The 23,825-nt window shown below is 36.0% G+C and carries 19 protein-coding genes; 10 read left to right on the top strand and 9 right to left on the bottom strand.

Translation table 11 applies throughout. From position 1 onward, the window contains the following. Nucleotide 1: 1 nt before the first annotated feature. Genes JYK00_RS01875 through pyrE form a run of 4 tightly spaced genes read left to right on the top strand, consistent with a single transcriptional unit; the run spans nt 2 to nt 2,918 of the window. Nucleotides 2-703, top strand: a complete 702-nt coding sequence (locus JYK00_RS01875; protein WP_207567029.1) for an iron-sulfur cluster-binding protein — start codon at nt 2-4, stop codon at nt 701-703. Further along, complete coding sequence (locus JYK00_RS01880) at nt 697-1,599, top strand: dihydroorotate dehydrogenase (RefSeq protein WP_207567030.1); 903 nt, start codon at nt 697-699, stop codon at nt 1,597-1,599. Before JYK00_RS01875 ends, JYK00_RS01880 begins: the two co-directional genes overlap by 7 nt. Continuing rightward, on the top strand, nt 1,589-2,353 hold the full coding sequence (pyrF, locus tag JYK00_RS01885) for an orotidine-5'-phosphate decarboxylase (protein ID WP_207567031.1): 765 nt from the start codon (nt 1,589-1,591) through the stop codon (nt 2,351-2,353). The genes JYK00_RS01880 and pyrF overlap by 11 nt, the downstream gene beginning before the upstream one ends. 4 nt (nt 2,354-2,357) lie before the next feature. Next, nucleotides 2,358-2,918, top strand: a complete 561-nt coding sequence (gene pyrE / locus JYK00_RS01890) for an orotate phosphoribosyltransferase (RefSeq protein ID WP_207567032.1) — start codon at nt 2,358-2,360, stop codon at nt 2,916-2,918. Nucleotides 2,919-2,955: 37 nt separating this feature from the next. Here pyrE and JYK00_RS01895 read toward each other — a convergent pair whose 3' ends face one another. From JYK00_RS01895 to folP, 8 genes are all read right to left on the bottom strand, one after another. Further along, entirely contained in the window at nt 2,956-7,911 is a 4,956-nt protein-coding gene (locus JYK00_RS01895; RefSeq protein WP_207567033.1) for a DNA-directed RNA polymerase subunit beta', read from the bottom strand. Between the two features lie 23 nt (nt 7,912-7,934). Further along, nucleotides 7,935-11,450 (bottom strand): DNA-directed RNA polymerase subunit beta, encoded by a 3,516-nt coding sequence (rpoB, locus tag JYK00_RS01900; protein ID WP_207567034.1) that lies wholly within the window; start codon nt 11,448-11,450, stop codon nt 7,935-7,937. 135 nt (nt 11,451-11,585) lie between these two features. Then, the gene (gene rplL / locus JYK00_RS01905) at nt 11,586-11,972 is read right to left on the bottom strand and encodes a 50S ribosomal protein L7/L12 (RefSeq protein WP_207567035.1); all 387 of its coding nucleotides are present in this window, start codon (nt 11,970-11,972) and stop codon (nt 11,586-11,588) included. A 19-nt stretch (nt 11,973-11,991) separates the two neighbouring features. Beyond that, nucleotides 11,992-12,534 carry a 50S ribosomal protein L10 gene (gene rplJ / locus JYK00_RS01910; protein ID WP_207567594.1) on the bottom strand — a complete coding sequence of 181 codons (543 nt, stop codon included), beginning with the start codon at nt 12,532-12,534 and terminating at the stop codon, nt 11,992-11,994. Nucleotides 12,535-12,749: 215 nt separating this feature from the next. Beyond that, nucleotides 12,750-12,929, bottom strand: coding sequence for a helix-turn-helix domain-containing protein (locus tag JYK00_RS01915; RefSeq protein WP_207567036.1), 180 nt, complete (start codon nt 12,927-12,929; stop codon nt 12,750-12,752). Between the two features lie 47 nt (nt 12,930-12,976). Further along, complete coding sequence (glpX, locus tag JYK00_RS01920; RefSeq protein ID WP_266097025.1) at nt 12,977-13,987, bottom strand: class II fructose-bisphosphatase; 1,011 nt, start codon at nt 13,985-13,987, stop codon at nt 12,977-12,979. Between the two features lie 94 nt (nt 13,988-14,081). After that, on the bottom strand, nt 14,082-14,801 hold the full coding sequence (locus tag JYK00_RS01925) for a pseudouridine synthase (RefSeq protein WP_207567037.1): 720 nt from the start codon (nt 14,799-14,801) through the stop codon (nt 14,082-14,084). 18 nt (nt 14,802-14,819) lie between these two features. Then, nucleotides 14,820-15,659: a dihydropteroate synthase gene (gene folP, locus JYK00_RS01930; protein ID WP_207567038.1), complete on the bottom strand. Its 840-nt coding sequence runs from the start codon at nt 15,657-15,659 to the stop codon at nt 14,820-14,822. 465 nt (nt 15,660-16,124) lie between these two features. Between folP and JYK00_RS01935 the strand changes: the two genes are divergently transcribed. The 6 genes from JYK00_RS01935 (at nt 16,125) to JYK00_RS01960 (ending at nt 22,645) form a co-directional block, all read left to right on the top strand. Next, a complete protein-coding gene (locus JYK00_RS01935; protein WP_207567039.1) occupies nt 16,125-16,901 on the top strand; it encodes an alpha/beta hydrolase in 777 nt (258 codons plus the stop codon). A 158-nt stretch (nt 16,902-17,059) separates the two neighbouring features. Then, nucleotides 17,060-18,358 carry an ABC transporter substrate-binding protein gene (locus JYK00_RS01940; RefSeq protein WP_207567040.1) on the top strand — a complete coding sequence of 433 codons (1,299 nt, stop codon included), beginning with the start codon at nt 17,060-17,062 and terminating at the stop codon, nt 18,356-18,358. A gap of 63 nt (nt 18,359-18,421) precedes the next feature. Continuing rightward, nucleotides 18,422-19,288, top strand: a complete 867-nt coding sequence (locus JYK00_RS01945) for a carbohydrate ABC transporter permease (RefSeq protein ID WP_207567041.1) — start codon at nt 18,422-18,424, stop codon at nt 19,286-19,288. Continuing rightward, complete coding sequence (locus tag JYK00_RS01950) at nt 19,282-20,577, top strand: carbohydrate ABC transporter permease (protein WP_207567042.1); 1,296 nt, start codon at nt 19,282-19,284, stop codon at nt 20,575-20,577. Before JYK00_RS01945 ends, JYK00_RS01950 begins: the two co-directional genes overlap by 7 nt. Nucleotides 20,578-20,591: 14 nt before the next feature. Next, nucleotides 20,592-21,812, top strand: a complete 1,221-nt coding sequence (locus tag JYK00_RS01955; RefSeq protein ID WP_207567043.1) for a glycosyltransferase family 2 protein — start codon at nt 20,592-20,594, stop codon at nt 21,810-21,812. Further along, on the top strand, nt 21,800-22,645 hold the full coding sequence (locus JYK00_RS01960) for a MurR/RpiR family transcriptional regulator (RefSeq protein WP_207567044.1): 846 nt from the start codon (nt 21,800-21,802) through the stop codon (nt 22,643-22,645). Before JYK00_RS01955 ends, JYK00_RS01960 begins: the two co-directional genes overlap by 13 nt. Nucleotides 22,646-22,650: 5 nt before the next feature. On the opposite strand, the gene JYK00_RS01965 is transcribed toward JYK00_RS01960, so the two are convergent. Continuing rightward, the gene (locus tag JYK00_RS01965) at nt 22,651-23,793 is read right to left on the bottom strand and encodes an alkaline phosphatase family protein (RefSeq protein WP_207567045.1); all 1,143 of its coding nucleotides are present in this window, start codon (nt 23,791-23,793) and stop codon (nt 22,651-22,653) included. Nucleotides 23,794-23,825 lie beyond the last annotated feature (32 nt).

A 23,825-nucleotide genomic window follows, 5' to 3' on the forward strand; every position in this document is an offset into this window, starting at 1 on the left:
TGTGAAAAGTTTAGTAACCAAAATTCAGACAACGGAAAATTATATAATCATGGAAGTTGAAACGGAACATATTTTAAAAATCGAACCGGGACAATTTGTAATGATAAATATCAAAGGTTTTGTGTTCCCTAAACCATTTTCACCTATGGATCAAAAAGGTAAAAAGATGGTATTTTTAATAGCAGTGGTTGGAGAAATGACATCTGAAATGAAAAAACTAAAACCAGGAGATCATATCGAGATTCGTGGACCTCTTGGAACACCTTTCATAGAAAAAATCGATAGAAATAGACAGTACATATTAATCGGTGGAGATTGCGGCTCAGCGCCGCTAATACATTTCAAAAATATATATCCAGAACTTGTAAAAAAAGAAATCTATGGATTTGTAACCCCTGAAATAAAACAAATACTGACAAATGACAATCTTCATATCGATAAAGTAGAAGGAATGTCTCCTCTTAAAAAGGTAGAAAAATTCATAAATAAAGACGATGCTATATTAATTTGCGGAAGTACGAATTTTATAAAAGCGGCCAAAAAGAAATTCAAAGATTATCTAATTTACGGTTCTCTTGAAGAAAGAATGGGATGTGGAATAGGTATGTGTAAAGGATGTCCGGTAAAAACTAAAAGTGGCATAAAAATGATTTGCAAAGATGGGCCCATTTTCAACCTGAGTGAGGTGGAATTAGAATGGTAAATATATTAGGATTTACGTTTAAAAATCCTGTTATTATCGCCTCAGGTCCAGGAGGGAACGGAAAAGAACTATCAAATTATATAGACTTGAACAGGTTAGGTGGTTTTACCGCAAAAACAGTCACATTAAAAGAAAGACCAGGAAATCCTCCTCCAAGAATTGTAAATGTGAAAGCCGGGATTATAAACTCAATAGGTCTTCAAAACCCTGGAATAGATAAATTCATAAAAGAAGACCTGCCATTTTTAGAATCGCTAAACACAAACATCATTCTGAGTATAGGTGGCGATACTAAGAGCGAATATCTATCGTTAATAGAAAGACTAAACGATTCAAAAGCTGTATTTTTTGAGCTGAACTTATCCTGTCCAAATGTTTCAAAACACAATACAAATCTGGAGCATGATAGTGATGCTATTTATGAACTTGTAAAAGAAGCAAAAAAGATTTCCAAAAAACCTATATTTATAAAGCTGGGAAGCAATCTGTTTCTTGAAAAAATTGTAAAAAGAGCAATAGATGCAGGCGTCGATGGTGTTTCATTAATAAATTCCTCGAAGGGGTTGAAAGTTGATATAAAGAAAAAAAGACTTATTTTAAAAAGGGGAATAGGAGGTTTCAGCGGTCCAGCTATTAAACCTATTGCACTGGCCGCTATTTTCAATATAAAAAGAAAATTCAAGCATCTTCCAATTATAGGAATGGGCGGAATATTTGATTACAAAGATGCACTTGAATTTATAATGATTGGAGCCAACCTGATAGCAATTGGTTCAGGAGTCATGGCTGACCCTGAAATACCTATAAAAATCGCACATGACCTTGAAAATTACTTTAAAAATGATAGTTATGAAAAAACAATTGGATGCGCATTGGAGGGATTCTATGATAGATAAATATCTCAAAACAAGACAGAAGAATAATTCTATACTATTGGTTGGTCTTGATAGTGATTTTGAGAGAATAACAGAAAATGTCCTTGACTTTAACAAAAAGATTATTTCAAACACTCATGATCTCATCTGTGGCTATAAAATCAACATAGCATTTTACGAAAAAATGGGACCAAAAGGCCTGGAAATTCTGGAAGAAACAATAAGTTATATTAGAAAATACACAGAACTTCCAGTAATACTCGACGCCAAGCGAGGTGATATAGGAAATACAGCAAAAGCTTACGCTTATTATTATTTTGAACACCTTGCAGTAGATTCAATAACAATTAATCCTTTAATGGGAATAGATACTATAGAACCTTACCTGGAATATGAAAACGCTCATGTATTTGCACTGGCTCTCACATCAAACACAGGAGCCAGGGATTTTGAAATTCCAGATAAACTTTATTTAAAAATCACCCGAAAAATGAATGAACTGAACAAAGTCTACAAAGACAAAGTAGGTATAGTCGTTGGTGCTACAAATACCGAATATATTTCAGAAATTGTAAAAAATTCTAACAATATGCTCTTTTTAATTCCTGGAATAGGTGCACAGGGCGGCAATATAAAAGAACTATTTGATAGCCTGAATAACTACAAAAATATCCTTATAAACGTTTCAAGAGCAATTATTTTTGATGAAAATCCAAGACAAAAAACAATCGAATTCAACAATATTATCAATAAATATTATCAATCAAAGGAGTGAAAAAATGGATGTATTAGAAATTCTGAAAAAAACCAACGCTGTATTAAAAGGGCACTTCCTATTATCATCTGGCTTACACTCAAATACATACATTCAATGTGCGCAGGCGTTAAAATACCCAGAATATGCAGAAGCCTTTGGAAAACGCTTAGCAGAATTGTTTCCCGAAAAGCCAGACTATGTAATTTCTCCTGCCTTAGGGGGAATAATAATTGGATACGAGGTAGCAAGAAGTTTTAATGTTCCTTTTATCTTTACAGAACGAAATGAAAATGGAAAAATGGAATTGCGGCGAAACTTTCAAATAGAAGAAGGAAAAAAGGTTATAATAGTTGAAGATGTCATTACAACTGGAAAATCCACAAAGGAAGTAATAAACGCTATAAAAAAATACAGCCCGAAGATAATAAGTATAGGATGTATAGTAAATAGAAGTAAAGAAAACCACATAGAAAATTTGAGCATAAAATCACTGATTAAAATAAACGTAGAAACGTATGAACCAACCGACTGTCCATTATGTAAAAAAGGCCTTGACATTGTGAAACCTGGAAGCAGGAAATAAAAAACATGGTCCCCGGGCATCGGGGACCATGTTTAATTTACGCCATTTTTTCTTTTTCTTCTTTTGCCATTCTTGGTGTTTCTTCTATTTGAACATTGGCAAACATATCTAACCCTGTTCCTGCTGGAATGAGCTGACCTACTATGACGTTTTCTTTAAGGCCAAGCAAATCGTCAATTGCTCCTTCAATAGCTGCCTCAGTCAATACCTGCGGCGTTTGCTGGAAGCTCGCAGCACTCAACCAGCCTACATGTTCTAATGATGCTTTTGTAATTCTAAGAAGTCTTCTTCTGTATTTGATAGGTTCTTTTGGCAGTATCTGATAAATCGTTTTTTCCTCTTCTCCATCTTTTACTATTAAATCTTTTATTCCCAGCGACACCGCTTTTTCCACTATTTCTTCGGTTACTTCCACACCTTCTGGTGCAATTTCTACTATTTCTCCATTCTCATCTTCGCCTATAAGAGGCTTTGCAAGCACTTTACCAACAACACGCTTTTTATTATTTTCTACATGTGCATTTTCAGTAAGTATTTCCTTATTTATTCTTACCACTGTTTGCAATCTTACAAGATCACCTGGTAAGAAATCTGTGTCTCCAGGGTCTGTTATTTCAACTTTGTCAAGCATCTGTCTAATTATTATTTCAAAATGTTTATCATGAATATCAACACCCTGTTCAACATACACCTTTTTAATTTCTTTAAGAAGGTACAAAGCAGTTGCATCTACACTAAGAGTATCAAGACTTTTTCTTGGTCTTATAGCACCTGTTGTCAGCGATTGACCAGGCAGTACTTTTTGCCCTTTCTTCACACTGACTTTAACTTTGGTCGGTATCTCATACTCGTGAATGTCTCCCGCTTCATCTTCAACGTAAACCTTTTTGCGACCTGTTTCATCTTCAACTATATCCTTTATAAAACCTTTAACTGCTGAGAAAACTCCTTCTGGCTCTTTGAGCTTTTTCCTGGCCTCGAACAATTCTTCTGCACGTGGGAGACCCTGCGTAATGTCTGCTGCAGTAGCTATACCTCCAGTATGGAAAGTTCTCATGGTAAGCTGCGTTCCAGGTTCTCCTATAGACTGTGCAGCAACAATACCTACAGATTCACCAACGCTAATAATCTTGTGATTGGAAAGATCCATTCCATAACACTTTGCACACACACCATGCTCAGCTTCACAAGTGAGGACTGATCTCACAATTATATCTGGTCGCACTTCAACAGATTCTACGTTGTTTTCTTCCAGTATTTTAGCCGTAGTGGAATCTATTAATTCATCTTCTATAACTAATTGTCTCATATCTTTTGGTGACAAAACAACCTCAACAGATACTTTACCAACCACAGGATATTCTTTTATTTTCAACGCCTTGATTCCTGCTTCTTTTGCCGCCTTGATAACTTCCCAGTTTAATTCTGAACCCTGTTCATAACTTACTCCATCTTTTGAAACAAATCCTTCTACTATTTCTGCATAATTCTCTGGAATCATTGGCTGTTGTAAATCTATTTCATAACTTTTTACTACAGGTATTCTTTTTGCATAATTGCCAAGGAACCTGGCATCATCATCGTCAAGCATTGTATCACGCGTATATTTGCGACCTGTCTTTGGATTTTCAAGAACTTCGTTAGTTTCAGGATCGTATACCTCTTTTGCCAAAACTCTTCCAAACAGAAATTCCTCAAGCTTTTCTACTCTTAAACCATCACTACTTTTAAGTATCGTTGCTCTAACGCCGTCGTATGTTCCACAATCTGTTGTAGTAATAACAACACTTTGCGCAACATCAACCAATCTCCTTGTCAAGTATCCCGCTGAGCTTGTTCTTAATGCAGTATCAGCTGAACCCTTTCGAGCTCCGTGGGTGCTGATAAAGAATTCAAGAACAGATAATCCATCTCTAAAGTTAGAAATAATAGGAATTTCAATTGTTCTTCCCGATGGATCCGCCATTAATCCTCTCATACCAGCAAGCTGTTTTAATTGGTCCTTGTTTCCTCTTGCTCCAGAATCTACCATTATAAAGATTGGGTTAAACGGATCTTTTCCAAGATACTCAAAAGTCGCATCCTGAACTTCTTCCGTAGCCTTAGCCCATATTTTTATCGTTTCTCTGTATCTTTCTTCATCGCTCAAAAAACCCTGTTCATAAAGAGCCTCAACCTTTTTTATCCTCTCGCGCGCGTTTTTTATAATATTTTCTCTTTCAGGCGATATATAGAAATCTGTTATACTTACAGTCAATCCAGAAACAGTAGCGTAGTGAAATCCGAGATCTTTTATGTCATCAAGAAGATCCGCTGTTCTGTCAACTCCATATGTTTTGAAAGTTTTATAAACAAGTTCTTTTATAGCACCTTTGCCATATGTCTTATTGTAATCTCTAAATTTTTCAGGAACAATATTGGCAAATATTAACCTTCCATAAGTTGTTTTAACAACTTTATCGTCCACTTTCACAAGTATAGGGTCATGCAATTTTATATATCCAAATTCGTATGCAAGCTCAGCCTCATCTATAGATGAAAATTTCCATTTAATATCTTCTGGATTCACTGTTTCGTAATCTTTATCTACCATTGTCAGGTAATATACTCCTGCCACAATATCCTTTCCAGGCATTGAAATTGGTTTACCATGAGCAGGTGATATTATATTGTAACGAGAAAGCATAAGAAACTTCGCTTCTGCCTGTGCTGCTGCAGAAAGAGGTACGTGCACTGCCATCTGGTCCCCATCGAAGTCTGCGTTGAACGGAGGACATACAAGAGGGTGAAGTTGTATAGCATTTCCTTCTATAAGTTTTGGTTCAAATGCCTGTATAGACATTCTGTGTAACGTTGGGGCCCTATTTAATAATACTGGATGTCCTTTTATTACCTCTTCAAGTACTTCCCATGCCTGAGGAAGTTCTTTTTCTATTATTGCCTTTTTCATTTTTCTTGCCGTTTTACTCGACTCTTCATCACGATTTATAAGCTCTGCAAGCACAAATGGTTTGAACAATTCCATAGCCATCTTTTTCGGTAACCCACATTCGTGAATTTTAAGGTGTGGCCCAACGACAATAACAGCTCGCCCGGAATAATCAACACGTTTTCCAAGAAGATTTCTTCTAAATCTTCCTTTTTTCCCTTTTACAAGATCAGTTAACGATTTTAAAGGTCTGCCATTTCTATCTGTAACAGCTTTACCCATTCTGCCGTTATATAAAAGACTGTCCACTGCTTCTTGAAGCATTCTCTTTTCGTTTTTAACAATTATTTCTGGAGAATTCATTTCATACAATTTTTTCAATCTGTTGTTTCTGTTGATAACCCTTCTGTAAAGGTCATTAAGATCCGTTGTTGCAAATCTTCCACCCTCTACCTGAATCATTGGCCTTATGTCAGGTGGAACAACAGGGATAGCCTCGAGTACCATCCATTCGGGTTGTGCTCCACTTTTTATCAAATCTTTGACTATTTTTAATCTTCTAAGAAGTTTCTTTGCCCTTCCACTACTTTTTGAAATCTTTTTTAACTCACTTTCTATTTCAACTTTTAGTTTCTCAAGATCAATATTCTGTAAAAGTTTCTTCACCGCAGCTGCTCCAGACTCAGCTTCTATTTTTTCCCCGTAAAGTACCCTGTAAGCTCCATATTGGTCATCTGTTATGATATCGCCTATGCTCAAACCAGTTTCCAGAGAAACATCATCATCTATCTTAGTAATAACAACTATTGGTCTATCATTTTCCACTTCTGTTTCAGCGGTAAACATTGCAGGATAGTGATCTTCAAAAATTTTATATTCTTCAAGTGTCAGATATTCATCTTCAAAAAGGAATCTATCAGCTATTATATCTCCTTTTGAAACTTCCTGACCATCCTCTACATAAACAAGTGAACCTTCAAACAATGGATAGCTCTTTCCCTCAACAACATTCTCTATGTATACATTTCCTGTAGCAAGCACTTCATACTTCCCATCTTCTCGCGGACGAACGTTGAGCTCTTTTCCAAAGCTAACAATTCCAGAAACAGAGGCAATGACTGCCGGTAATATTGTACCGGTGGTTAACTGATCACCTTTTTTCACTTTACTACCATCAGAGACTGTTGGCTTTACACCGTATGGCAGTGAAAATGTCAGTGGCATTTCTTTGCTTGTTGTAAGTGGCTTTATTGTAATAGTCTCAGAAATTTCATCAATTTCCACTGTTCCATCAAAAGGAGAATAAATTGGTTCTATTTTCATTTCAGAGACCAACTCTTCACCCTGTTCTATTTTATCGCCATTTTTCACATTTAAAACCATTCCTGTATAAACTCTATGAGGAGATCTGGAAATATTTCTTACATCGACCCATGTTATCTCTCTATCTGTATGAGTTTTCTCTTTTCTAATTCTTACTTCCCCATCTATATCTGTAACAACCGGTGATCTTGGTGACTTTATTATCACACCAGGCATAACTTCAAAATCAAGTTTCTGAGAATATATTTCGTATTCTGTTTGATAAAGAAGCGAACCTTTTATAAAATCTGTATTTTTTGGATCGGTTACTATAAGCACCTTTTCAATAATTCTTTTTCCGCCATAATAAACCACGTTTTCTAATTCCTTTGCCGGTACTGAAAGAAGAGAAGACAATATGCTGGGGCTGCTCTTTAAATACCATATATGAACCACAGGAGCTACAAGGTCTATATGCCCCATCCTCTTTCTTCGGGCTTCTTTTGACTCAACTCTCACACCACATCTTTCACAAACTGTTCCTTCGTATTTCTTTCCTTTATATTTTCCACAAGCACATTCGTAATCTTTTGTCGGTCCAAAGATTCTCTCACAGAATAATCCATCTTTTTCAGGTTTAAAAGTTCTATAATTTATTGTCTCTGGTTTCTTCACTTCTCCACTTGACCAGCTTCTAATAACTTCTGGAGAAGCCACACCAACAGTTACCTGTGCAATTTTCCTCTTAAAAGTTGAACCCATCTTTTTCCCTCCTTAAGGGGACATTATAATTTCTCTATGTCAATTTCCTTGCCGTGTTCGTCATATACGCGAACATCAAGGGCAAGACCCCTAAGTTCCCTGACCAACACTTTAAAGCTTTCCGGCAATCCTGGTTCAGGAATATTTTTTCCTTTTAAAATCGCTTTGTAAACATCATTTCTACCTTTTATATCATCACTTTTTACTGTTAACATTTCGTTGAGTGTATGTGCCGCGCCATATGCTTCTAAAGCCCAAACTTCCATTTCCCCGAATCTCTGTCCACCAAACTGCGCCTTACCACCAAGAGGCTGCTGGTGAATAAGAGAATAAGGACCAGTAGAACGCGCATGTATTTTATCCCTTGCTATATGGATAAGCTTCATCACATACATATAACCTACAAGTATAGGAGAATCAAACTCTTTCCCCGTTCTGCCATCTCTCAGCATGACTTTACCTGTAGGATTCTTTTTATTGTCTCCCATTTCAAGGCCCAGACTTTTTCTAACCTTATAAAGTTCTGGTAATATATCTTTTTCTTTTGCTCCATCAAATACTGGCGTTGCAAACCATCTATTGGTAAGGACAGCAAGCCATCCAAGACTTGTTTCAAGAATCTGCCCTACATTCATACGTGAAGGAACACCCAGCGGACTTAACACTATTTGAACTGGTGTACCATCTGGCAAGAAAGGCATATCTTCTTTTGGAAGAATCTTAGAAACCACACCTTTGTTTCCGTGTCTTCCCGCTAATTTATCTCCTACTTCTAAAGGTTTTCTGATAGCCACATACACTCTTATAAGTTTATTCACACCAGGGCCAAGGTCTCCATCTTTTTCTTTATCAAAAACGTGAACGGCTATTACACGACCTTCTACACCGTGCGGTACTCTTAAAGAAGAATCTTTTACTTCTTTTCCTTTCTCTCCAAACACAGAACGGATTATTTTTTCTTCAGGAGTCGTATCACTTTCACTTTTTGGAGTAACCTTTCCAACAAGTATATCCTGCGGTCCAACATAAGCTCCTATCCTTATTATTCCTTCTTCATCCAGATTTCTTAATTTTTCTTTGCTGACATTTGGAATGTCCGGTGTAATCTCTTCCGGCCCTAATCTTGTATCTCGAGCTGTTGTTTCATAAACTTCTATATGAATTGATGTATAAGTTTCCTTTTCAAGGAGCTCTTCACTAACAAGTATAGCATCTTCAAAATTGTATCCTTCCCATGGAACAAACGCAACAAGTACGTTTTTCCCCAGGGCTAATTCTCCCATATCTGTGGCCGGTCCATCTGCTATTGGATCACCTTTTTTTACAAAATCTCCAGCATTAACTATAGGCCTTTGATTTATACACGTATCCTGGTTTGTCCTGATGAATTTAAGGAGCCTGTAAGTATCAAAAACAGGATTTCCCATAGAATCGTACATTTCCTTACCATTTTCATCCAATCTATGGATAATTATTTTCTCCGCATCAACTTTCTTAACTATTCCATCATGCTCTGCCAGAACAATACTTCCAGAATATTTTGCCGCATGCCATTCCATACCTGTACCTACTCTTGGAGCTTCCGTTTCTATTAATGGTACGCCCTGTCTTTGCATGTTAGAACCCATCAATGCCCTATTAGCATCGTCGTGTTCTAAAAATGGTATCAGCGATGTCGAAACACTTACTATTTGGTTAGGTGCCACATCAAGAAATTGTACATCTTCTCTGTTAACATAAAGCACCTTTTCCTCATATCTTACAGTAACACTTTCCGGAATTATCATACCGTTTTCATCAACTGGTGTAGTCGAAGGAGCAATTTTATAATTTTCTTCCTCATCAGCCGTTAAATAAACTATTTCATCGGTCACGTGTCCTTTTACAACTTTAATATAAGGCGTAACTAAAAATCCATATTTATCTATAGTAGCGTAAACAGATAGAGAAGTTATAAGTCCTATATTGGCACCTTCCGGCGTCTCAATAGGACACATTCTTCCGTAATGTGAATGGTGTACGTCACGTACTTCAAATCTCGCCCTTTCCCTTTTCAATCCTCCAGGCCCGACAGCTGTAAGCCTTCTTTTGTGAGTGAGTTCCGCCAGAGGATTAGTTTGATCCATAAACTGCGATAATGGATTTGTAGCAAAGAAAGAATTTATAGTAGCTATTATGGATCTAACATTTATCAAGCTTTGAACAGAAATCTTATCCAGCGATGTGTAAGTAGCCAATTTTTCCTGAATTATAAACACCGCTTTGGAAAACGCCCGTTCAAACTCTATTCTTATAAGCTCTCCAACAGTTCTAACTCTCTTATTTCCAAGATGGTCTTTTGTATCCATCGTCCCGGGATGTTTATATATTTCAAGAAGATTTCGTGCGGCAAGCACTATATCCATCTTGGTTAAAACATTACCTGATTCATTATATTTCATATCTTTTACTTCTTCCGGGTCTTTACCTTCCACTTCCACAAGGTATTTTCTGTAAGCTTCTTCAAGTCTATTATTCATCTTGAAACGACCAACTTCTGAGAGTTCAAATCTTTCCTCGTTGAAATAAAGATTATTCAGGAATAATTTCGCGGCATTTATCCTTGGAAGTTCTCCAGGTCTTAATTTTCTAAAAACCTCAATATAAGCTCTATTTTCATCAACTTCTCCATAAGTGTGTTTTAATTTTTCAAGAGTGTTATGTGCATATCTGTGGGAAACTTTTATCCTTTCCACAGTTGATTCGGAAAGTTTCTCAATCAAACCTGTGGTGAGAACATCTCCCTTTTTTGCTATTAATTCACCAGATTTATCTTTCACATCCTCGAGCACCACTAACCCTTCCGCATGAGTCAAAGAATATTCATCTTCAACATCAACCCAATCAGGGAATAACGAAAGAAGCTCCACATCTTCTGTATATCCAAGAGCTTTCAAAAACAAAAATAGGTTTATCCTTCTTTTTCTATCAATTCTTGCATAAAAAGTTTCATCGTTAAGATTTAACAGGATTTCAAACCACGCACCTCTTACAGGCAAAAAGTGAGCTACATAAATAGGTTTTGCTCCAGGGTTTTTTGTCGGTTCTTCTACAAAGTATACGCCGGGGCTTCTAACTAACTGATTCACAACCACTCTTTCAGCACCATTTATGATGAATGTTGCCTTGGACGTCATGTAAGGTATGTAACCAAGAAATGCTTCCTCTTCCAGCATTTCATTGGTACTGTTGTCAGTTATTCTCACAGTTGTATAAACGGGAACAGTGTAAGTCAGCAATCTCTCCTTACACTCTTGAACAGTATTCTGAGGTTCTCCAACGCGTACCGACACAAACTCTAAACTAAATCCTTTTTCTTTTCTCGTATCAGTCTTTGAAGACGTTATAGGGGAAAACTTCTTGAGTACCTGAAGAATCCCTTTCTCGAGAAATTCAGAATAAGAGCGGGTCTGAATTTCCACGAGGTTTGGGACAGGGATAGGTTCATGGACCCTACCAAATGATAAACGGGTCCTTTTACCAGCTTTAAGTTCTTTCATCCTATCACCTCAGTTAGAAAAATTTAGGAGGGTAAATAATACGCCAATTATATATTAAATCACAAAAAACCCCGCGCGTCACATTTGGCACGGGGTTGATACAAAATATTTTCCTATCAGAAACTTATGTTACTATTATTTAAGTTCTACTTCTCCGCCAGCTTCTTCAATCTTTTTCTTGATCTCTTCTGCTTCTTCTTTCTTTACTCCTTCCTTAATTACAGCATCTGGTGTTCCAGCTTTTTCTACAAGATCTTTTGCTTCTTTGAGTCCAAGACCTGTAATTTCTCTGACAATCTTAATAACGTTTATTTTCTTTGCACCAAAGCTCTTGAGAACAACATCAAACTCTGTTTTCTCTTCTGCCTGGGCAGCTCCTCCAGCTGCTGCACCTGCGACGGGCATAGCCATTACTGGAGCTGATGCGCTAACACCAAATTTGTCTTCCAGCATTTTCACAAGTTCTGCAAGTTCTGCAACTGTAAGATTTTCAATTGCGCTAACAATTTCTTCTAATGACATCCTTAACACCTCCTAAAAATTATTCAGACTTTTTATCCTTAATAGCATTAAGAGCATATAATAAGCCCCTAAGAGTGCCTGCAAGAACATTGACGAAACCTCTAATTGGTCCCTGAACGCCTCCAACAACCATGGCAAGAAGCTGTTCCTTGGATGGAAGTTTGGAAAGTTCTTCTACTTCTTCTGGACCGTAATACTTTCCATCAAGGTACAAACCTTTGAAAGATGGTACTCCTTTCATTTTCTTTGAAAAGTCGTAAACGATTTTTATAGCTTCTATTGGATCTCCTTCTTCAACATATAAAACAGCTGTTGGTCCTTCAAACACGTGGGAAATCTCTTCAATATCCCAACCCGCTTCTTTTAATGCGAACCTTATCACACTGTTTTTTACTACCCTATACCTTGCTCCACTCTCAAGTTTTTCCCTGAGTTTTCTTCTTAATTCCGTTATTTGCTGAACATTTAACCCTTTATAGTCTGTAAACATTATAAGGGAAGAATTTTTGAAAGTTTCCGCAAATTCCTTAACAAGTTTTTCTTTTTGAGCTCTTGTCAGCAACGCCACATCACCTCCTAAAAAAAATAACCTCGGCTTCACCGAGGCAAACGCAAAAGGGAATAACATCCCTTTTGTGCCTCGGGCAGGCGGCTCTCGCACTTCTTAAACCTGCCGTCTCAGGCAGCGACTAAATTTTAACACATATGTTCCCACATGACAAGTAATCAAAAAGTAAATTATTTGTTAATAAAAAAATGTTTTACTTGAAACACCAGCTATTTTTTTATGGCATAATAACATCTTTTAGGAGACTCTATTTTTCCTTCCTTTTTCAACTGTTTTATCAATTCACTCACTTCTTTCTTATCTATTCCCGCTTTTTCTGCTATTTCGCCAGGTCTTAACGGTTTATCAGAATCTGATAAAACTTTCAAGACAAGTTCAACCTTTTCCATATTAAACCCTCCTTCATTTTCATTGAATGTATTATCAAATGAATTAATTAGATGTGGCCGTTTAAAAATCGTATTTCACCCTCGGATTTCAGGGGTATAGTCTTATATCTTAAATCATGATAAGATATTATCTTCCTTAAAGTCTTTGATCTTGACCTCATCACTATTGATTCTGTTATTGCCTTATTTTTAGAATATTTCACCCCTCTTAACAAATCTCCATCTGTTATCCCTGTAGCTGCAAAAATTACATTTTCACTTTTTATAAGATCGTCTGTCTTATAAACTTTACTTGCATCATAACCCTTTTCTGCGAGAAGATTTCTTTCATTTTCATCAATTGGCCATAATTTTATTTGAATTTCACCGCCAAGAGACTTTAAAGCAGCCGCGGCTAAAATCGCTTCAGGAGAACCTCCTATACCTATATAAATATCAACGTAGCTATCTGGAAGTGCCGTAGCAATAGCCGCTGCAATATCTCCATCGCTTATTAACTTTATTCTTGCTCCCACCTTTCGTACTTCGTTTATAATTTCCCTATGCCTATCTCTATTTAAAATAACTACCGTAAGTTCAGAGATATCTATATTCAATATAGCAGCAGCTACTCTCAAGTTTTCTCTAATTGAGGCATTAATATCTAACTTTCCAGCAAGTTCTGGACCAACGGCAAGTTTATAGGAATAAAACGTTGGAAGGTATTCAATACTTCCTCTATCTGTTGCTGCAATAACGCTTATCGCATTTGGCAATCCATACGCTACAAGCCTTGTTCCATCCACAGGATCAACTGCTATATCTAATTCCGGGGTTCCATCTTCCCAGTTTCCCACCTGTTCCCCTTTGTACAGCATGGGCGCTTTGTCTTTCTCACCTTCTCCTATAATAACTACTCCCTGCATGTCTATATAGTCGAGCATTCCTCGCATGGAGTCACTCGCTATTTTATCCACTGCTTCCTTGTCTCCTCTACCCAAAAACTTACTTGCCATCAATGAAGCTGCTTCTGTCACTCTGACCAGTTCAAGGGTTATTTCCTTTTCTATCTTTTCCACAAAAATCCCCCCATTCAAAAAAGTATATTAACGTAAAAATTATATCATTTATGTAAACTAATTGTAAATTCCGATAAAATCGATTTAAAATCGATTACTCGCTATAAACTGATTTATCGTATCCTTCTAAAGCTTTTAGCGCTTTTTTTCTGGGAATTTCTTTCCATTGCCCTTTTTTTAAATTAAATTCATCTAATCTCAAATTTCCTATTCTAACTCTTCTCATTCTTTTTAAAACAAGTCCTATCGCCGCAATTATATATTTAACTTCATGATATTTACCTTCTGTAATAACAAGAGATACCATTCCATCAGACAACTGCTTTATTTTTGCAGGTGCAAAAACCATTCCATTTTTCAACACTATTCCTTTTTCCACTTTATTAATCATTTTGTCCGTCAAAATTCCTTCTACTTCCACGTGATATTCTTTTTCCACTTTAGATTTTGGTGAAATTACTTTATGAGTAAATTGTCCATCATTAGTTATAATTATTAAACCTTCTACATCCTTATCCAGCCTTCCTGCAATATGCAGCTTATCTAAATATGGATGTATCAAAAATTCAAATATGTTTGGTTCATACTCTGACTTGCTACACGTAAAACCTTCAGGTTTATTCATAACAATATACACATTATGGTAAGGTATTACCCTTTCATCATCCAGAAAAACTGTTTCTTCTTCATTTACATAATAAGCAGGATGTCTTATAATTTTATTATTCACCTTTATTCTTCCACACTTTATCAACTTCTTTACCTCTTTTCTTGAACCAATTCCTGCATTGGATAAAAACCTATCAAGACGCATTTACTATCTCCTCACTTTTCATCCCTGGGTAGCATTAATAATAGCTTCTATTACTTTAACAACTCTAACATTTTCTTTCACATCGTGGACTCTAATAATGTCTGCCCCATTAATCACTCCTGCTGCAGTTATTGCCAAAGTCCCTTCCAATCTTTCCTCAACAGGTAAATCCAATATCATTCCTATCATTGACTTACGACTGGCACCTAAAAGAACGGGGTAACCTATTTCTTTAAATTTTGAAAGGTGTTTAATTATCAATAAGTTGTCAATCAGTCTTTTTCCGAAACCTATACCAGGGTCCACAATGATCTGAGAAATACCATTAGATTTTGCAAATTCAACTCTTTCTTTTAAATAATCGTATATTTCCTGTACCGTATCATGATAATATGGATTTTCCTGCATATTCCTGGGGGTCCCTTTCATATGCATTAGTATTACCGGACAATTGTATTTTTTTACAACATTCACCATATTCTCATCAAATTTCATTGCACTAATGTCATTGACTATATCAACTCCTATTTTTAAACTTTCTTCTGCCACAACAGATTTGTATGTGTCAATTGAAATAAGCACATCAAAATTTTCTCTAATAGCCTCAATTGCAGGCAACACCCGATTCAATTCCTCATCAAGTGATACCCTTTCAGAACCAGGTCTCGTACTTTCACCACCAACGTCTATAATCTCTGCCCCATTATTTATCATTTCTTTCACCGTAGAAAGTAATTTATCTTTATCCACTCTACTTCCAGGATAAAAGGAATCAGGTGTCACATTTACTATTCCCATAACATACGTATGATCAAATTTTATAACCTTATTTCTCGGAGTTGTGTATTCAAATAACATAAAACATCTCCTCCCCGTCTAATTTATTAATAAATCTTTCATAATTATCAACTCCCGCAAGATCCTTCATCACTTCGTTCCTCAGGACAGGCCTCGCTAATCTTGCTAACCCTCGCTAACCTCGCCAACCTCGCCAATTTTAAGATTCCTCGTCACATACGTTCCTCGGAATGACACAAAGGGGGAATTCCGCGCCTTCTCGCTCCCAGGTATGACTTTCCCCTTTTTTGTCATCCTGAGGAGCGCCAGCGACGAAGGATCTTTTCCATTGTCATCCCGAACGTATGCGAGGGATCTTTTTCACCAACTCTCGCCAACCTCGCTAACTCTCGCCAATCTCGCTAATCAAGATTCCTCACCCTTCGGGTTCGGAATGACATGAGAGGGGAAGCCAACCTCGCCAACAATTATACCACTATGCTATAATTATAATTAACCTCGATAAATGGCAGGGAGGAAACATCTATGAATCTTTTAACATTACCTGAAAACATTAAAGCAACTACTGTGTCACAACCTATTTTTCTTAAAGGAACATCAGAAGAAGCCATATTACTAATTCATGGGTTTACAGGAATTCCTTTAGACATGGCCTATGTTGCACATCAACTAAACGCTGCAGGGTTTACCGTATCTGTCCCACGCCTCCCAGGTCACGGCACTTCTTCCGAAGATTTTTTAAGGAGCACATGGAGAGATTGGCTCAGAAAAGTAATCGATACGTATCTTGACCTGTCTGGAATATACAAAAAAGTTTATGTGGCCGGACTTTCTATGGGGGGACTTCTTACATTAATACTTGCGAGTATATTTCATCCTCCAAAAATTGCAACTATAGCCGGGGCAATTATAATAAATGATTGGAGAATAAAATTAACACCTATACTTTCAGTTTTCCTCAAACAGTTACCAAAAAAACAGCCACAACAAAAATATGATAATCCAGAATTAGAGTATCTCTCAAAAGAATATTGGAGCTATAATTGGCCTCCACAGGGAAAACAGTTATACAAACTTATGAAAATTGCCCGAAAAAATCTCAAAAAAGTATCATCTGATATCTTAATACTTGCATCAGAAAATGATAAAACAGTTCCTTTGAAAGCTGCACATTATATTTATCACAACGTTTCCTCTGAAAAACGTAAAATAATCGTTTTCAAAAAAAGTGGCCACGTAATGACAAACGATATAGAAAAAGAAAAAGTAGCTTTAGAGTTGATTAAATGGTTCAAAAATTGATCTGAATTTTACTCCCCTTTTTGAAGTATTATCCAGCTAATTACGTTTAATCCTTTTTAAAAGCTTATAATCACTCGTCACAAACCTTTTATTTTGACTTATGGTTTTGTTATTATTTAATCGCGTTGTGAAAATTATTTCCTTCGGAGGTGGGTTTTATGAAAAAGTTTTTCTTCATAATTTCATTGATATTAGTATTCACTGTAGTGTTAGGTCAGGGGAAATTAGTATTCTGGCACACTCAGGTTGAAGAAAACAGGCAAAAGATTATTAATCAACTTGTTGAAACATTTGAGATTGAAACAGGAATCAACGTTGATGTTGTAGCAGTTGAAGAAAACGAAATGTTCTCAAAACTCGCTGCTGCAAAAGCCGCTGGTACTCTTCCCGATATAATTGAAGCCGGCGCAGAAACAGTATTAAGTCTGGGAGCAGATGGACTTCTTGATACAATTCTTCCAACAAGATTTATCAATTCAGCAGCTACTTTTTATGAAGGGGCTGCAAGATTTGTTAGAACACCTGATGGAGAAAGTTTTTATGCAGTTCCTTTCCATGGATGGGTACAGGGTATCTGGTACAGAAAAGATTGGTTTGAAAAAGCAGGTCTGGAACCACCTGTAACATGGGACGCTATTTTAAAAGCCGCAAAATACTTCCATAATCCTGATAAAGGTATTTACGGAATAGTTCTTGCTAAAAATGCAGATTCTTACGCAGAACAAGTTTTCACAATTTTTGCTTTGTCAAATGGAGCGAGAATTTTCGATGAGAATGGAAACATAATAGTGAATTCTCCACAAATGAAAGAAGCTCTTTCTTTCTACAAAGAACTTGGAAAATATTCCGCGCCTGGTCACACATACTGGAAGCAAGCAAGAGAATTATATTTGCAGGGAAAAACAGCCATGTTTTTCTACTCCACATACATTATGGATGATTTAGCTCTCGCAGAAGTTCAAACAAAATTTGTATCAAAATTTGATCCAAAATTAGTTGAAAACACAGGGTTTGCTCCCTACATGACACATTCTCGAAAATCATCATTTGGTCAGGTAGTTTCCCTTGCAATAATCAAAGAAACAAAAAATAAGCTTGGAGCATGGAAATTTTTAAATTTCATGTTTGATCCAGAAAATTATGTGAAATTCCTTCATATGGCTCCCGGTGGAATGCTTCCAACAACAAAAGAAATGGTAGAAAGCCCTGAATTTTTAAAAGATCCAAAAGGTATTTACGAAAGATATGGAAAAGAAAAGATAATGGAAATTATAGATGGTTTATCAAATGTTGAAAAATTTGGCTATGTTAATGGAAAGGTTTTCCCGGAAATGGGTAAAATATCCGGAGCTTTCATAATAGGAAAAGGAATTGTAAGAATGTTCGACAACAACGAAACTCCAGAAGAAATCTTAAATTACTGGGAATCTGAAATGAAAAAAGTTACAGGAAAATAAATTTTACGCTGGGGGATTTCCCCCGGCTTTTTTGCTTTTATATAATCAAAAGGGGTGAAACCTTTGAAGCTAACGATCAGTCAAAAAGAAGAGAGGTTTGCCTGGAAACTTGTAATACCAACTGTACTTTTATTAATGCTTCTTATTTTATACCCTGTCCTGTACAATATATACATATCTTTTTTTGATGTAGGAATCACCTCTATGAAATTTGTTGGACTTGAGAATTATAAGAAAATACTTGCTGACTCAGACTTCTGGAAATCTTTTGGAATAACTATAGCGTTTACATTGCTGACAGTAATCGGGAGCTTATTTTTTGGACTCATTGTAGCTCTTATGATGAATAAAGAATTTAAAGGAAGAAGTTTAATGAGAACAATAATTCTTTTGCCTTATATAACACCGTTAATTTCTATTGTTTCTTCGTGGCATTATATTTTTGATCCAAGTCTTGGACCATTTATAGATTTCTTTGGCAGAAAACTTGGATGGATTTCCTCTGAACTTGATCTTTTGAACAACGTAAACAACGCTTTTGTAGTTGTCTCAGTTTTTAACATCTGGAGAAATTTTCCGTTTGTGTACCTTATGATCCTCTCCAAACTACAATCAATACCTTCTGAACTTTACGAAGCAGCTGAAATAGATGGAGCTAATTCCTGGCAAAGGTTTAAAAATATAACATTTCCAGAGTTATACTTTGTTATGGCAGCAGTGGGACTTTTAAGGGGTATATGGAATTTTTACAAATTCGACGAAGTTTACCTTATGAGTAAAAGCGCCGGGACATTACCTATATACATATACGAAAGAGTCATAGGAACCACTTCTCCAGAATTTGGTATAGCAGCTGCTATTGCAACTATATTAATGGTGGTTATGGTAACTCTCATCATCTTCTACGTAAAGAAGGTGCTAAAATGGTAAAGAAAAAATCTCCATTAAAAACCTTCTTATTCTACTCTGGAATAATTATTATAGCCTTTTTAATCCTCATACCATTTTATTTTATGGTTTTAGTTTCACTTCACGCAGATTATGACCCTTACAAAACCAGTTTTAAAAATCTAACCCTGAGAAATTACGCAGAAATTTTTGGGTTAATTCAAAGCACTGAGGAAGAAGTTTTCGGAAAAGAAATTCTTGAAAGAAATGTAAAGTCTATAGATGATAAAATAGCCCGACTAAAAAAAATATCAGGTTCAAAAGAGGCATACGTAGCTTATTTAAAAAATGAAGTATATCCTCAAAAAGAAAAGGAGTTAAAAAACATCATTGAATTGGTAATCGATTTTGCAGGTCTTGCACTTGAAAATAGAGAAGAGTTTGTATTGAATGCTATGAAAAAAGATACTCCAGAAGCAAAAACAATAGAAGAAAATGCAGCTATAATACTAAGTGAAAGTGATATGCAAATGTTTTTAAATCTTAGAGATTTTGTAAATTCTGCTTTTACAGACGAATTTATAAATTCACAGTTAGATAAAATCCATGTTCAAATAAAAGAATTAGAGCAGCAAAAAGAAAGAATATTAGTAGAAAAAGCTACTGAATTTCCGTTTTTAAAGTATTTACGAAATTCGCTAATGTTTGCAGGAATCGCTGCTTTATTAAGCCTGTTTTTTGCCATTCTTGGTGGATATGCCATTTCAAGGTTAAAATTTAGAGGAAGAGGTGTTTTACAGCGCTCTGTACTGATTGTATATTTATTTGGTGGCACTGTTATAATGGTTCCTCTTTACCAGATGGCCGTCAAACTCGGCATACTTTCAACACCATTTGGAGCAAGTGTTTATTTAATTGTAGTTTATGTTATCCAGACTTTACCAGTATCTTTATACATGCTTGGAAATTATTTCAGAACAATCCCATATTCAATAGAAGAAGCTGCTATAATAGACGGATGTGGAAGATTCGAGACAATTTTCAGGATAGTTCTCCCATTGTCTGCTCCTGCAATAGTTACCGTATACATATACGCTTTCATGATAGGCTGGAACGAATATCTTTTTGCATCCGCTTTTCTAAATTTAAAATCTTATAAAGAACTTTTCACGTTGCCTCTTGGGTTAAACGCATTTAGTCAGTCTGCTCACTCTGTGTGGGGGAGGTTGATGGCGGCTTCTCTTGTGTCTGCGGTACCTATTATATTGATATTTGGTCTTATGGAAAAATATCTAACCGCTGGATTTACAGCAGGGGGAGTAAAAGAATGAAAGGAGGAACTACTATGACTTACACAGTACCTCAAGAATTACTGGAAATTATTTTAGAAAAAGCCCCCTATGATTTAATTGTAGGAATTCCAAGCTACAACAACGCTGAAACAATTCGCTACGTCACAGAAACTGCCGCAAAAGGCCTTACAGAATTTTTCCCGGGCTACAAAGCCTGTATAATCAACTCCGATGGAGGATCCAGTGATGAAACCCGGGAAACGTTTCTGAAAAGTAATACTGGTAATGTAGACCTATATAGTTTTGTTTATGAGGGAATTTCTGGAAAAGGTACAGCAATGAGAAGCATCTTAGAAATAGCAGCCGAGGCTGGTGCAAAAGCTGTAGTTTTTCTGGATTCAGATTTAAGAAGCGTTCAACCTTTCTGGATTGAGAGACTCATAAATCCTATTCTTTCTGGCAAAACCTCTTACGTAACTCCATATTATATAAGGCACAAATACGATGGAACTATAACAAACTCTATCTGTTACCCATTAACAAGTACTTTGTACGGACAAAAAGTCAGGCAACCAATCGGTGGTGATTTTGGAGTAGGAAGAGAAATGATCGAAATATATACAAATAAAGATCCGCAAATATGGGAATCGGATATCTCAAGATTTGGCATAGATATCTGGATGACTACAACCGCTATAAATGAATCAAAGCTACCTGTTTATCAGGCTTCTCTTGGAGCAAAAATTCACGACGTGAAAGATCCAGGAAAACAGCTTGGAAAAATGTTCAAAGAAGTTGTAGGTACATTATTTTCGTTAATGGAAACTTATAAAAATAACTGGTCAAAAACAAGTTCACTGAAAAATTCTCCTATATATGGCGAATTTTTAGAAATAACTCCCGAACCTATAAATGTTGATATTGACAATTTAATAAACAGCTGCAAAAAAGGTATTACTAACAACAAAGAAGAAATTGAAAGTATTTTCTCTTACGAAATTTCCGAGAAAATATTTGAAATAGCTTCTTCATCTGGTAGAGTAGACGAAGATACATGGATTTCTGTAATTTTCGAACTTTCCAACGCCTACAGAAAACCTGATTTACGTGATAAAATTATTAAAATCCTCGTTCCAATATATTTTGGAAAAACCGCTGACTTTGTGATAAAAACTACTCACATGAACCAAAAAGAAGCGGAAAAAGAAATCGAAAAACTCCTCGAAAAGTTTATCGAAAGGAAAGGTGAATTGACAAAAATATGGAAAATTTAAAGCTTGGAATTCTGGACAAACTCCGGGCAACTTTATCACAATTAAAACCTGCTGAACAAAAAATAGCAAAATACATAATTAAATACCCTGATGATACGATACATCATTCCATAAGTGAACTTGCTGTACTTGCTGGAGTAGGGGAAGCTACTATCTCAAGATTATGTAGAAAACTTGGATTCAAAGGTTTTCAGGATTTAAAGATTTCTCTGGCTCGGGAGCTCGCTGCTCCAGAGTCAGATATATTTTTTGAAAGTTCCAACGAATTAATAACAAAACTAATTTCCACACTTTCAAATTTAAACAAAATGCTTGATGAAGAAAGTATAGAAGCTGTTGTTAAGAAAGTTGTTAAATCAAAAAGGATAATATTTTTTGGTGTGGGTTCAAGCGGAGTAATTGCAGAATATGGAGCAGTATTATTTACAAGGGCAGGTTTTCCAGCAAGTTTTTATACAGATCCACATATGCAGATTATAAGCGCTGTTAGCTTTGGAAAAAACGATGTAGTGTTTGGAATATCCTCAAGTGGAAACATAAGAGACACTGTAAAATCCATGCAGATTTCAAAATCATCTGGTGCATACACTGTAGCAATCACGGGTGGATATAAATCAAGAATCACAGAAGTCGTGGATACAACTATATATATACCACCAAGTGGCCATGAAACAGGTATCCCTTTTCTTTCGCCTCACGTGTGCCAGATGACTATATTACACATAATCTTTGATAAAGCGCTTTCAATTAAAAAAAGTGCCAGAGAAATTTTAAGAAAAGCTGACAAAACCCTTCAAGCGAAAAGATACACCAACAAAAATGAGAAAATTTAAAGATGTCAAAGCACTATAAGGGGAACATGTAATTCTTTTTCAGTTAAAGAACCATGCATCCCTTTAAGTTTATCTTCTCCACCTGTGTAAAGATAAGTAAATGAATAATTTTCTTTACACACCAGAACAATATCACCTATTCTGTTTAAAACTTCCGGATGAAGTTTTCCATAACCAAAATATCCATCGCTTAACATTTCCTTTGAATTGAAAAGCTCAAAACGCCCCTTATAGTTGCCCTGCAAATAATCTATTAACTCTTTCTCTCTTTTATATTTCGTATAGAAATACATCATCCGCATTTCCCCTGTAGGTGGCATACGCAAAAATCTTCTCAACTCAGAGCCAAGATAAGAATTTTTATCCCTCGGCGTCTGCACCATTCCGTGATCAGCTGTTATAAACACTCTCGTATGTTTATCCTTGAATTCTTCGACAATTCTCTTTATCTCACGTAATATATACTCGGACTCTTTCTCGTAACTTTCACTATCTGGACCCTTTTTGTGCCCAAGTCCGTCCAAAAGACCGTAATACACAAAAACTATTCCTTTGAACTCCTTTCTCAAAATTTTTGAAATTCCAGAAAGCAGGTCACCAACGGTATAATACGTCATAACACTGGCATCTTTCTGTGTTAAAAAAGAAAGGCCTGAATTAGCTATATTTGCACTTGTCAAAATCCCCGCATATTTACCTTCTTTCTTTAATAGCTGAAACACATTTGGAAGTCTTTTCAGATTTTTTTTGACGATACTTTCAAAACTATATGTTGACATACCAGGATACGAAAAGTCAATCATATTCAATAACATTCCTATTTCTCTTAAAAACTGTATATAACCCATTAAACCGTGCTCCTGTGGGGTTAATCCTGTCACCAAACTTGTAACAGCAGTCACAGTGGTAGTTGGAAAAACACTAAAAATTTTCTCAACTCTTTCAAATTGCAATACATTATTTATTTTCGAAAGTTTCTCATATCCAAGACTATCAATAATTACAATTATAACCTTTTTAATATTTGAAAGGCTATCTCCTATTAATTCCTGCATTTTCCTGCTTTCATAAAACGGTGTAGCTCCTAAAAACTTTATCACGGTGTTCACAAAACTTACAATACTCAGATCATAATCAGGTTTTAACACTAAAATTTCCCCCTTTTAAAAAAGGCCGCAAC

Origin of the sequence: Thermosipho ferrireducens (assembly GCF_017358165.1) — a bacterium.
Classification (GTDB): domain Bacteria; phylum Thermotogota; class Thermotogae; order Thermotogales; family Fervidobacteriaceae; genus Thermosipho_B; species Thermosipho_B ferrireducens.